Annotated in this window: 10 protein-coding genes; 3 read left to right on the forward strand and 7 right to left on the reverse strand. The window is 42.2% G+C overall.

Annotation, left to right across the window (positions count from 1 at the left end):
• The 7 genes from CHA01nite_RS09165 to dnaK form a co-directional block, all read right to left on the reverse strand.
• The coding region (locus CHA01nite_RS09165) for a SprB repeat-containing protein (protein ID WP_228458384.1) at nucleotides 1-1,356 on the reverse strand (1,356 nt) is incomplete at its 3' end.
• A gap of 16 nt (nucleotides 1,357-1,372) precedes the next feature.
• Nucleotides 1,373-2,308, reverse strand: coding sequence for a formyltransferase family protein (locus CHA01nite_RS09170; protein ID WP_146941016.1), 936 nt, complete (start codon nucleotides 2,306-2,308; stop codon nucleotides 1,373-1,375).
• A complete protein-coding gene (locus CHA01nite_RS09175) occupies nucleotides 2,305-3,426 on the reverse strand; it encodes a type 1 periplasmic-binding domain-containing protein (RefSeq protein WP_146941017.1) in 1,122 nt (373 codons plus the stop codon). The genes CHA01nite_RS09170 and CHA01nite_RS09175 overlap by 4 nt, the downstream gene beginning before the upstream one ends.
• Nucleotides 3,427-3,480: 54 nt before the next feature.
• Nucleotides 3,481-4,023: a phage tail protein gene (locus CHA01nite_RS09180; RefSeq protein ID WP_146941018.1), complete on the reverse strand. Its 543-nt coding sequence runs from the start codon at nucleotides 4,021-4,023 to the stop codon at nucleotides 3,481-3,483.
• A gap of 29 nt (nucleotides 4,024-4,052) precedes the next feature.
• Nucleotides 4,053-4,592: a phage tail protein gene (locus CHA01nite_RS09185; protein WP_146941019.1), complete on the reverse strand. Its 540-nt coding sequence runs from the start codon at nucleotides 4,590-4,592 to the stop codon at nucleotides 4,053-4,055.
• A gap of 40 nt (nucleotides 4,593-4,632) precedes the next feature.
• Entirely contained in the window at nucleotides 4,633-5,172 is a 540-nt protein-coding gene (locus tag CHA01nite_RS09190) for a phage tail protein (protein WP_146941020.1), read from the reverse strand.
• A 631-nt stretch (nucleotides 5,173-5,803) separates the two neighbouring features.
• Nucleotides 5,804-7,696, reverse strand: coding sequence for a molecular chaperone DnaK (gene dnaK / locus CHA01nite_RS09195; protein ID WP_146941021.1), 1,893 nt, complete (start codon nucleotides 7,694-7,696; stop codon nucleotides 5,804-5,806).
• A 451-nt stretch (nucleotides 7,697-8,147) separates the two neighbouring features.
• Here dnaK and ppk1 point away from each other — a divergent pair, with 451 nt between their 5' ends.
• The 3 genes from ppk1 (at nucleotide 8,148) to CHA01nite_RS09210 (ending at nucleotide 12,107) form a co-directional block, all read left to right on the forward strand.
• Nucleotides 8,148-10,220, forward strand: coding sequence for a polyphosphate kinase 1 (gene ppk1, locus CHA01nite_RS09200; protein WP_146941022.1), 2,073 nt, complete (start codon nucleotides 8,148-8,150; stop codon nucleotides 10,218-10,220).
• The gene (locus CHA01nite_RS09205) at nucleotides 10,217-11,101 is read left to right on the forward strand and encodes a Ppx/GppA phosphatase family protein (protein ID WP_146941023.1); all 885 of its coding nucleotides are present in this window, start codon (nucleotides 10,217-10,219) and stop codon (nucleotides 11,099-11,101) included. The genes ppk1 and CHA01nite_RS09205 overlap by 4 nt, the downstream gene beginning before the upstream one ends.
• A 352-nt stretch (nucleotides 11,102-11,453) precedes the next feature.
• Nucleotides 11,454-12,107 carry an NAD-dependent epimerase/dehydratase family protein gene (locus CHA01nite_RS09210; protein ID WP_146941024.1) on the forward strand — a complete coding sequence of 218 codons (654 nt, stop codon included), beginning with the start codon at nucleotides 11,454-11,456 and terminating at the stop codon, nucleotides 12,105-12,107.
• The last annotated feature ends 288 nt before the right edge of the window (nucleotides 12,108-12,395 follow it).

Below are 12,395 nucleotides of genomic sequence, written 5' to 3' on the forward strand. Positions count from 1 at the left end.
ATTGATCGCTCCGTTGGAAGCGCCGTTACAGGCAACATTCGTTACTACCGTAGTTCCGCTTACTGCAGTGGCGGGCTGATTAATGGTAAAGGTCCGAGTGGTCTGGCATCCGGCATTATCCGTTACCGTCACAACATAAGTTCCGGCAGAAAGGCCGGTAGCCGTTGCTGCTGTGCCGCCTACAGGCGACCAGGAATAGGTATAAGGTGCAACACCACCTGAAGGCACGACTGTAGCCGAACCATTGGAACCGCCATTACAGGATACATCCGTTTTGCTTCCTGCCGTGCTGATGCTTACAACAGTCATTGTAGCAGCAACAGAAGTTGCTGATCCGGCACCTGTTGCCACAGCACGGTACTGGTAACCGTTCATAGCCGCAGTTGCGCCGGTAATCGTCAGCGTATTGGTTGTTACTCCCGAATAAGGAGCGGCATTGGTTAAAGCAATAAATCCGCTGCCTGAATTCTGATACCATTGGTAAGAAGTGGCTCCGGAAGCGCTGACCGTAAAAGTCGTGGTACCTCCCGCACAGATCGTCCGGTTGGCAGGATTGGCTGTAATTACAGGTGTACTGGCAAGAAAAGCACATCCTGAATATTGTGATCCTGCTGAAGTGCTGAGCGTCCAGTTGCCAGGGGTCATCACTGCCGTTCTGATATTTGCTGTTGTCGAAGTAGGTACTCCGGTACAGTTAAATTTCCCCGATAGCGGTGAAGTAGTGCCTGTTACAGCTCCCGTATAAAATGCATTGGTTCCTCCGGTAAGGCCGGGAGGCATTAACGAGGCATTAGGACCATTTGATGATCCAATGTTCCATGCATCGGTTGTCGTATTTGCAGTATAGAAAAAATTAATCCCGGCAATACAGGTCACACCGCCACCGGTTACAATTCCGCTTCCTCCCTGGAAAGCAATGATCTGATCCCCCACGGAGGATAATGTCAAGCCATTGGGAGATGATCCTTCGGTAAGTACTACGGTACCATTTGCGGTAGACACACTGGATGCAGGATTATAGGTATAAGCCGATAAACCCGAAATGTATACCTCCGTACCGGCAGGCAGTGCGGTACCGCTGGTCCAGGTAACCGTAGATTCTGTGGCCGAAAAGTTCTGCCATACATTATTTCCCTGATAGCCCCGGTCGGTAAAACTTATTTGTGTTGCGCTCGAAATAGGGCTGAGCAAAACAAATGAAAATACATCTACCGAAGTAGAACTGGAATCGAAGGAGGTAAACGCGATCCCTCCGGGAGAGAGTGTGGTCTGTGCCTGCGCATATCCCAGCAACAACGCTCCCGTCATGACGACCGTCCTCGCCAGCGTTTTGATTTTAGAATAAAAATTTTTCATTGATAATATATTTAGGTTATAAATTCATGAACTGTTCGCCCTTTTTTAGCCCAAAAGCAGATAATTTATACCCGCTCATGAAGCCTTCTTCCGTATAGACGATATCTACTTTCAGATCTGATTGCTGACTGCATCTCACAATCAATCCATTTTCCTTATCCAGAGACAATATGGTTCCGGGAAATCCCGTATAATGATTTTTATTGATTACGGTAGCCTCTACTACCCGTATGTTCCACCCGTTCCATTGGGTATAGGCTCCCTTATTCCACGGATTGCAGGCTCTTACCAATGCTTCGACCGCCTTAGCATCCTGTTTCTCCCAGGAAATACAGACATCGGAAGCTCCAGGTTTCGGATAATACCGTGCCTGATTTTCGTCTTGTTTTGTTCCTTTATAATAACTTTGTAAAAGATTAAGAAGTTCATTCAGTAAGTTAGCTCCCAACCATGATAGATGAGTGCATAAGCCACCATGTGTAAGATCTGCAGAAACAGGGATGCTTTTTTTTAGAATAACCGGTCCCTTATCAATACACTTATCGATAACATGTACGGTAATTCCCGATTGTCCGGCCCCGCTTCTGATGGTTTCAAATACAGGATCCGCTCCCCGCATTTCAGGTAAAAGACCATAGTGGAAGTTGTAAAAGATTCCCGGATACAATATTAAAATTTCAGAAGAAATCTTCCATGGGAAAGTCATGGTAAAAACAGCATCAGCACCGGAAATATTTATCATTTCCTTTATCATATCAGAGCTATTTTCTTTGGCCATAATAAATAAAGGGATTCCGGACTGCTTCGAGAGCATCGAACAGAATTCCGTTATTTCAATATTATTTTCCGGAACTCCTAAAGCACAAAGCCGGCCTGCCATCAATAAAGACTGCAAAGCCGGAAATGCCATCCGGTTGTTACATAAGACTGCTATTTTAAATGGGTTCGTCATGATTCTAAGCAGGCATAAGCATTAAGCCAAGTGTTGGCCTCTACGGTCCGTATATATTCGATATTTCTTTTCAGTCCTTTTCGTTCCGACTCTATACCGGAAGCTACCTGAATATCCTTTAAAAGACATGTTCCCGTATCTTCATCCTTTGAAACAGTGGTATAGTAAATTTTTGCTTCCGAGAATCTGTTTTCAGGATTCATAAGCACTTTTCCGCGTGGCGAATTGATGGTCATACTGTCAAACACTGTATTTTCCATTCCTATAAACTGTGCAGCTTCCCATCCCAATAAAGAAAAAAGATTAGCTTTTCCATCTTTAATGCCATCCATTATATTGACAAAGATTTCATTTTCGGGGATATTTAAATTTCTGGACCAGGCTACTGCCGCAGTCCATTCATATCCCGGATAAGATATTTTTTCCAGCCAGGTCTCATCTGAAGTAAAACCTGTACCGTATATTTTGCAATAACCTGCCATATCGATGCTCCCTTCGAAAAAGTCTTTGGCCATATCTCCGCAAAAAGTAGCAAGTACAGCGGTTTCAGGCCTTTTTTCAAGAAATTCGGCAAGAGGTTTTAGTGTAAATTCCGAACGTTTTAAAGAGGTAATATGGTTAAATACGATTGAACCTCCCTTTTCTTCGGCCGCCGCAGCATATACATAAGCGGGCCGGTATCCGGCGTCATAAAATGAGCAGGTGAATGCAAAATTCCTGAATCCGTCGTCAATCGCTTTCTGAGTGATCATACGGGTACACAGTCCTCCCTGAAGGGAGATAAACCAGGCATTGGAAAGTTTTTCGCTGAACTTAGGAAAATGATAACCGCTGTCCAGAACAATCAGGGTCTTACCCGAAGCTTCAAACAGAGGATGTATGAATTCTGCAGAGAATGGATTCATATATCCTATGATAATATCGGTTCCTGCCAATAAAAACTGTTCACAATGGTCATAAATCTCTTCATTCTTTGCAGCAATTCCGATTCCTGCCGAAACAATTTCATGATAACCGTCCAGTCCCATATTTTTAAGGGATTGCCTGAAACCATCCATGATATCGAATGAGATCGATGAATAAATAACAGACCGTGGTAAAAGTAAAGCTATTTTCATATGGTTGATAAAGTCTCCGGCAAAGATGATTGCCGGAGATCAAATAAATAATTGTTAAGATCTTGAAGGGAAAATTCCCATCAGACAAATAATATAATTCATCCCTAAATAAGGCTGGCGGATATTGATCGGCTGACTGCCTCCCGATGTGCTTAAAGAAAATGCATTGGATATCGGCTTCATCGTACTGTCTGCCTGCTGAGTGGAATACAGTCCGGGCAAAGCAGCCAGCGTATTGCCGGTAGGAGAACCTGTATTACCAGCATCTGAAAAAGCTTTTATAGAGATGGTCTCCGAGCCCGGTAAATGATTATGCATAGGCATATGCTGTTGGTCACAGGTCACCGTTTCGGTACCTACCATCTGTCCCAGTTGGAAGGTTTTTGTTCCTACTCCCGTTCCTGTTCCCATAGCAGTTCTTCCTGCAAAATTCGGCAGCATAAAAGTTGTTCTTCCATCACCTCCGTACATAGTACCCAGTAGGGCAAATAGTGCCTGATTGGTATTGATCTGTAATGTCTGCCCCTGGCAAAATGCCCAGTTTTTCGGAGCAAAATTTCCGGCAAACATTCTTATTTCTGACATGGTTCCTTCCATAATGATAGTTTTTTAGTGTTGATACAGAATTAGTCTCTGGGAGGATAATATCCCTCAAGACAAATGATATAATTGGTAGCCAGAATTGGCTGTATAATACTGAATGGCAGATTACCGCCCACAACGGATATGGTACCTGTAACGGCTGCCGGAGCAATAGTGGTATCCGGAGCCTGAGATGAATAGGCACCAGGAAGACCAGCCAATATGTTTCCTGTAGGAGATCCTGAGTCTCCTGCATCTGAGTAACAAGGGAATGTAATGGTTGCTGATGCCGCATGGCTGTGTGCAGGCATCTGTGCTGAAGTCATCGTAACATTTTCCGTGCCTCCCGTCTGTCCTAAAGTGATGGCAGACAGTCCTGCTCCTTGTCCTGTACCTACTGCCACACGGCCTCTAAGGTCAGGTACGGCAAAATTACTTTGTCCGTCACCTCCGAAAGTAGTTCCCAGGATTGAAAATGCTGCGGTAAATTCTGCTAAACTGTATTTTGTACCATCACAAAAAACCCAGCCTAGCGGAGCAAAATTTCCTCCAAATAATCGGATTTCTCCTATATAACCTTCCATAATAATGTCTTTTTGTTATTAATTTTTATTTTAAATATGATTAGGACCTTTGAGGAAAAACTCCGTATAGGCATACAATGTAATTCATACCCAGAGAAGGCTGGACAAAAGTGAGCGCATTGCTGTTCCCAGCCGTTCCTATCTGCAATGCCAGGGGCACTGCTTTTGTAGTAGAGTCGCTGCCCTGATCACTGTACATTGAAGGCTTGGCGGCGAGAATATTATTTGCCGGGGTGCCGGAGTCACCATCATCCGAATAAGCAGGAATGACAACGTTTCCTGATACACTGTGGGTATGTGCCGGTAAATTCTGCATTATTAAAGTCACAGAATTGGTCCCGACCATCTCACCCTGTTGGTAATAGGATAGTCCGGGTCCTTGCCCGACTCCGACAGCTGATCTGCCGGCAAGGTTCGGCAATCCGAAAGTAGTTACGCCATCTCCTCCGTACATAGTTCCGAAGAGTGAGAATAAAGCTGTATTTGACCTGATGGCCAATAAAGCACCATTGCAGTATTGCCAGTCTTTGGGAGCAAAGTTTGCGGCAAAAAGTCGGATTTCTCCAATTGTTCCGTCCATAATTTTTGGTTTTAGAATAAAAAATTTATTAAAGCTTAATTTATTCAGGAAAAAGGTCAGACAGATTCCTGCTGAATAAATCTTAAGATTTCAGAGATAATTCTTCAATGCAGGATTCATCATAATACCGATGGAAAGCCTGCCGGGAACAAATAAGTCACAAAATCGTGAAGTGAAAATTAAAAAAGAAGATGTTTAATGTGGTATTCATGATGATGTAGTTATTTATTCAGTTTTTATCTATCGTAGTGACCTGGTAACCAGGCACCTCTTTTTTCTTACAAATTTAATTTTATTATTGACATAAAGAGCATTTGTTAAAAAAAATTAATTAAAAATTTATTATCTTAATTATTTCTTCATTTTAAACAGGTTATTTGTCAATTTTTTTTCCACGATAAAATTAGGTATTGCGCAGTTACCGTAAGTACGTATTTTTACTGAATCTGCAATATTTTTTCCGTTCGGGAATGTTTAATCCTTCTGAATGTTCTGTTTCCCGCCTGCTTATCCGGCTGATTTTTTTTGTGAAACCTTATGAAGCTTATTTTTTTACCGTGAGTTCACGGCATAAAAAAACCGCTTCAGACTTACGTCTAAAGCGGTTCTGTTTCAGCAGGATTATTTATCCTTATTTCACTTCTTCAAAATCTGCATCCTGAACATCATCAGCACCTCCTGCATTTCCTGCGTTCTGAGCTCCTGCATCAGCACCCGGCTGTTGACCTGCGGCGTACAGTTCTTCAGAAGCAGCCATCCAGGCAGCATCCAAAGCTTCTGTCTTCGCTTTTACATCATCCGAATTTTTAGCTTCGAAAGCGGTTTTCAGTTCTCCATGGGCGGCTTCGATGGCTGCTTTTTTGTCTGCAGACAATTTATCACCGAATTCTTTCAGTTGCTTCTCGGTCTGGAAAATCAGTCCGTCTGCTTTATTGAAGATTTCCACTTCTTCTTTTCTCTTCGCATCCGCTGCAGAGTTTTCCTGAGCTTCTTTTTTCATTCTCTCGATTTCTTCATCGGAAAGACCTGAAGAAGCCTGGATTTTGATCGATTGCTCTTTACCGGTTCCTTTATCTTTAGCAGATACGCTCAGGATACCGTTGGCATCGATGTCGAAAGTTACTTCGATCTGAGGAACGCCTCTTGGTGCCGGTGGAATATCCGTAAGGTCGAATCTACCGATCTCTTTGTTATCGTTGAACATCGGTCTTTCTCCCTGTCCTACTCTAATGCTTACCGCAGGCTGGTTGTCGGAAGCCGTGGAGAATACTTCAGATTTCTTAGTCGGGATCGTCGTGTTCGCCTCAATTAATTTAGTGAAAACAGAACCCATGGTTTCGATCCCCAAAGAAAGCGGGGTAACGTCTAACAGAAGAACGTCTTTTACATCACCCGTAAGTACTCCTCCCTGAATAGCAGCACCGATGGCTACCACCTCATCCGGGTTAACGCCTTTAGAAGGTTTTTTACCGAAGAATTTTTCAACTTCTTCCTGGATGATCGGGATTCTTGTAGAACCTCCTACCAGGATTACTTCGTCGATATCGGAAGTAGACAGACCTGCATCTTTCAATGCTTTTGCTACCGGCTCCATTGATCTTCTTACCAGATCAGCAGATAACTGCTCGAATTTAGCTTTCGTTAATGTTTTTACCAAATGCTTAGGACCCGTCGCCGTAGCAGTAATATAAGGAAGGTTGATTTCAGTCTGCGGAGAAGAAGAAAGCTCGATTTTTGCTTTTTCAGCCGCTTCTTTCAATCTCTGTAATGCAATGGCATCAGACTTTAAATCCACTCCTTCTTCAGACTTGAACTCGTCAGCCATCCAGTTGATGATAACGTCATCGAAGTCATCTCCCCCTAAGTGGGTATCCCCGTTGGTAGACAATACTTCAAATACGCCGTCTCCAAGGTCAAGGATCGAGATATCGAAGGTACCTCCTCCAAGGTCATATACCGCGATCTTCTGATCTTTGTGGTTTTTATCAAGACCATAAGCCAAAGCAGCTGCCGTAGGCTCATTGATGATTCTTTCTACTTTAAGGCCGGCGATTTCACCTGCCTCTTTAGTAGCCTGTCTCTGCGCATCGTTAAAGTAAGCCGGAACTGTAATTACCGCTCTGGTTACTTCCTGACCCAGATAATCTTCAGCCGTCTTCTTCATTTTCTGAAGCGTCATCGCGGAGATTTCCTGCGGCGTATATTCTCTGTCGTCGATTTTTACTTTTACCGTATCGTTCGGTCCGGATACTACTTTATACGGTACCCTTGTGATTTCGGAAGCATCATCCTTAAAGTGCGTCCCGATAAATCTTTTGATCGAATAAACCGTTTTGGTAGGGTTGGTTACCGCCTGTCTTTTGGCAGGATCCCCTACTTTTCTTTCCCCGTCTTCTGTGAAAGCCACGATAGACGGCGTTGTTCTTTTACCTTCTGCGTTAGGAATTACAACAGGGTCTTTTCCCTCCATTACAGCAACACAAGAGTTGGTTGTTCCTAAGTCGATTCCAATTATTTTACTCATAATATTTTTTATTTTTTCTAATTTTAGTTTTAAAATACACTCAGTATTTCTCAATATTTATACCATTCAAAATTTTGTGACAAATTGACATTCCCGTTATATAAACTTCGTTTTAAATTCTTTTTTTTCTGAGAACAAATATTTCAGAAACAGGCACTCGAATCAGTTCAAACCTGTTTTAGCCGGACCATGCAGTTTTGTCACCCGTACTATTTCACGGAATACTTTTTATTAATATTGTCACTTTTATTTTTCGCTGATCCCTGCAGATTTTCTTTTTTGGTAAAAATATAGCTGGTGCATTAGGGTTGCAACGATTTTTTTTAATAACTTTAAAAAGTCGCAGTGTTATCGTGCTTACCGGTTACGGTCAGAATTAATTAAAGCTTAATGTAAAAAGGTTTTTAACGATACCACAAATCTGTATTTTTGATAAATTATAAACTAGAGAATGTCACTACATTTCAATCCGAGAGATATTACCTGGCTGGCCTTTAACGAAAGGGTATTGCAGGAAGCGATGGACGAAAACGTCCCTTTACATTTAAGAATCCGCTTTTTAGGAATTTTTTCCAATAATCTGGACGAATTTTTCCGGGTACGGGTTGCCGGATTAAAGCGGGCCATGGATTTTAAGGAGAAAGTAATTGCAGAATCCTTCTATCAGCCGCCTTCCAAGATCCTTCAGAAGATCAATGAAATCGTGATGAAGCAACAGCAGAATTTCGATAAAACCTGGAAAAAAATCCAGGATGAAATGTCAGAGCAGCACATCTTTATTAAAAATTCCAAAAATTTAACGGCAAAACAAAAGGAATTTGTACGGAAGTATTTTGATGAAGTGGTGGAATCGAATGTAATCCCGATCCTGCTTCATGAGAATACGCCGATGCCGTATATGAGGGACAAAAGCCTGTATCTCGGGGTATCAATGAGTAAAAAAGACTGGAAATATTCCAGCAACTATGCCATCATCGAGATCCCTTCGCGTTTCGTGGGAAGGTTTGTCCTTCTTCCTACCGAAGACCCTGAAGAGAAAAATGTCATGCTATTGGAAGATGTCATTACGTTCAATCTCCCCCATATTTTCTCTTATTTCGGCTATGATGAATTTCAGGCCAATGCTTTTAAAGTTACAAAAGATGCCGAGCTGGAACTGGATAATGACATCCGGACCAATTTTGCCGAAAAAATTGAGAAAGGACTGAAAAACAGAAGGAAAGGAAAACCTACCCGTTTTGTTTTCGATAAAGATATGGATAAGGCATTGCTTGAAATGCTGATCCGCAAATTGAATTTAACAAAAAAAGACAGCATCATCCCGGGCGGGAAGATTCATAATTTCAAACATTTTATGGATTTCCCGGATGTCTTTGAAAAATATGAGCGTCCTGTTGAGAGAACTTCGTTTACCCATCCTGATTTCGAGCACGGGGAACGGGTAACGGATGTTATTTTAAAGCACGACGTCCTCCTCTCCTTTCCCTATCATAAATACAATCCCGTGATCGATCTTCTCCGGGAAGCAGCTATGGACCCGGATGTAAAATCAATACAGATCACGGCTTACCGTCTGGCCAGCAGCTCAAAAATCATCAATGCCCTGATTTACGCAGCCAGAAACGGCAAGGAAGTAACGGTGATGCTGGAACTTCAGGCCCGGTTTGACGAGGAATCCAACCTGGAATGGAAAGAAATGCTGGAACCGGAAGGCATTACGGTACTGATCGGGCTTCCGGGAAAAAAGGTACATGCCAAATTATGTGTCATCAAGAAAAGATCCCATAATAAAACCATCCAGTACGGTTTTGTGAGTACCGGAAACTTTAATGAAAAAACCGCAAGGATCTATGGCGATCATTTGGTGATGACTTCAGACCGGGGCATCATGGCAGACATCAACAAGGTATTCAATGTGCTGAAAAAGCCGAAGGACGATTATCTGCCTGTTCTGAAAACCTGTAAAAACCTTCTGGTCTGTCCGCAGTTCATGCGCGAAAAGATCGTTCATCATATCGATAAGGAAATCGAAGAAGCTAAAGCCGGAAGACGTGCCGAAATGATCATCAAAGCCAATTCCGTAAGCGACCGGGCCCTGATTGAAAAGCTGTACGAAGCGGCGGATGCCGGCGTCATAATCAGCATGATCGTAAGAGGGATCTACTGCGCAGTAAACCAGAAAGAATTTAAAGAAAAAATAAAAGGCATCAGCATTGTAGACGAATATCTGGAGCATGCCCGGGTGATGTATTTCTATAATAAAGGAGCTGAGGATATGTATATCTCTTCTGCAGACTGGATGACCAGAAACCTGGATTACCGGATTGAAGCTGCCGCTAAAATCACCGATAAGAACCTGAAAAAAGAACTGAAAGATATTCTTGATATTCAGTTGAAAGATAATGTAAAAGCCCGTATTTTAGATAAAAAACTGAGCAACGAATATATCCATAATCATCAGGAGGAATGCCGTTCTCAGCTTGAAACCTATCGATATTTAAAAGCCAAAACGAAAAAGAAATGAAGATTGCAGCTATAGATATAGGAAGTAATGCAGCCCGACTGTTAATCAACGAAGTTAAAATCAACAATAAAAAGCCCGAATTCATCAAGCTGAACCTGCTGAGAATTCCCTTACGTTTGGGAATGGATGTTTTCACACTCGGAAAGATCGGTGGCGAAAGAGAAAAAATGGTGATCGATTCCATGAAAATTTTCAGCGACCTGATGAAGATCTATAAAGTGGAACATTACAGGGCCTGTGCCACCAGTGCCATGCGGGATGCGGTGAACGGTCAGCAGATCATCGATGAAGTGAAAAGGACTTCCGGAATCAACATTGAAATTATTTCGGGAGATGAAGAAGCCGGACTGGTTTTTGAAAACCATGTCGCAGAGGGTCTCGATAATGAATTCGCCTATCTGTACATCGATGTTGGCGGCGGTTCCACAGAGCTGACCTTCTATGAAAACGGAGAGATGATCTATGAAAAATCCTTTAATATCGGAACCATCCGTCTGCTGAACAACCTGGTGACTCCTGATAACTGGAAGGACATGAAGGAAGAGATCCGGAAAAACATCAACAGCAAAAAACCAATCGTGGCCATCGGATCGGGCGGAAACATCAATAAGGTGTTCTCCATGAGCAAAACCAAAGACGGCAAGCCGATGTCCCTTACCCATCTTAAGAAAGTCTATAAAGAGTTCGACGATCTTTCGGTGGACGAAAGAATGACGAAATACAACCTCCGTGAAGACCGCGCCGACGTTCTGGTGCATGCACTGAAGGTTTTCAACAACGTCATGTCCTGGTCGGAAATCAACCGGATCTTTGTCCCTAAAATCTCTGTGGCAGATGGGCTGATCCATAACATTTACAGCAAACTTCAGGATAAGAAGTAATGGTTAAACGTATTTTAAACCGGCCGAACTCAATCGGCCGGTTTTCTTTTGGATAAAAGGGAACTGTAAATGGTGAATTTACCTTTTGGTACATAGTGAATATTTGATATACTGCTGATTTTTAAAACACAGAGATGGTCATCCTTTTAGGAATCTAAACCGATCTTTCCATGCTGAGATCACTGCGGGATAGAGAAAGCAGACGCAAAACAGTTTGATTATTCATTCATTGGCTTTTGACAATTGACTCGAAGAAACTGACCATTCACCTTTCTACAAATCTGTATAATTTTTGATACCCTATAAAGTAAAAGTATCTTTCAGAACGTCAGTACTATTAATAATAAACAAAATGAACCCAATTAAAATAATTCTTACCGGATCGACGGGAATGGTCGGAGAAGGCGTCCTGATGGAATGCCTTGACAATCCGAACATTTCCGAAATACTGAGTGTGAGCCGCAGGCCTTCCGGAAAAAAGCACGCCAAACTGAAAGAATATCTTGTTTCCGACTTTCTGAAAATAGATCTGGATGATAAAAAACTCAAAGGATACGATGCCGTTTTTTTCTGTGCCGGAATCAGCAGCATGGGAATGAGTGAAGAAGAATATACCGGAATTACGTACGACACCACCCTTCATTTTGCAAAAGCGGTATTCCGCCAGAACCCGGGGATGGTATTCAACTATGTTTCAGGAGTCTATACGGATAAAACCGAGAGCGGGAAAATAATGTGGGCCCGGGTAAAAGGCAGAACAGAAAATGCCCTCAGAAAACTTGGATTCAGGGCGGTCTACAATTTCAGGCCGGGATTTATGAAGCCCGCGGAAGGCCAGGCAAATGTAAAATGGTTCTTTAAACCATTTATTTGGATTTTTCCTGTTGTATTCCCTTCAAAATCATTAACTTTACAGGAAATGGGTATCGCGATGATCAATGCGGTACTGAAAGGATACCCGACCTCAACATTAGAAATCAAGGACATCAAAAATTTAGCGCTATGAAAGGAATGTTAAAACGAATTTTTTTAGTTGCGTTTATTTTATTGGTCCTGACTGCCATTTCAGGGTTTTTCTACATGCAGAAGCATCCGCTGGAAGGGAATAATAAATTAACGGGAAAAAATCTACATTTTTCGGGTCAGGTCTCTAAATAAAATACATTTTTACAGCAAATATAAATCGTTGTCTCTGATAACGATCTGCATATTCCATGAAAGAATGATCTTGATTTGATTTGACTTTACATCTATTTCTATTCTCTTTTTATTAATCATTTATTAAAATTTGCTT

Source organism: Chryseobacterium hagamense (assembly GCF_007991455.1).
Taxonomy (GTDB): Bacteria; Bacteroidota; Bacteroidia; order Flavobacteriales; family Weeksellaceae; genus Chryseobacterium; species Chryseobacterium hagamense.

Bases quoted from the DNA above. Each gene is read 5' to 3' on its own strand.
- CHA01nite_RS09170 (WP_146941016.1), bottom strand. From the start codon at position 2,308: ATGACGAACCCATTTAAAATAGCAGTCTTATGTAACAACCGGATGGCA.
- CHA01nite_RS09175 (WP_146941017.1), bottom strand. From the start codon at position 3,426: ATGAAAATAGCTTTACTTTTACCACGGTCTGTTATTTATTCATCGATC.
- CHA01nite_RS09180 (WP_146941018.1), bottom strand. From the start codon at position 4,023: ATGGAAGGAACCATGTCAGAAATAAGAATGTTTGCCGGAAATTTTGCT.
- CHA01nite_RS09185 (WP_146941019.1), bottom strand. From the start codon at position 4,592: ATGGAAGGTTATATAGGAGAAATCCGATTATTTGGAGGAAATTTTGCT.
- CHA01nite_RS09190 (WP_146941020.1), bottom strand. From the start codon at position 5,172: ATGGACGGAACAATTGGAGAAATCCGACTTTTTGCCGCAAACTTTGCT.
- dnaK (WP_146941021.1), bottom strand. From the start codon at position 7,696: ATGAGTAAAATAATTGGAATCGACTTAGGAACAACCAACTCTTGTGTT.
- ppk1 (WP_146941022.1), top strand. From the start codon at position 8,148: ATGTCACTACATTTCAATCCGAGAGATATTACCTGGCTGGCCTTTAAC.
- CHA01nite_RS09205 (WP_146941023.1), top strand. From the start codon at position 10,217: ATGAAGATTGCAGCTATAGATATAGGAAGTAATGCAGCCCGACTGTTA.
- CHA01nite_RS09210 (WP_146941024.1), top strand. From the start codon at position 11,454: ATGAACCCAATTAAAATAATTCTTACCGGATCGACGGGAATGGTCGGA.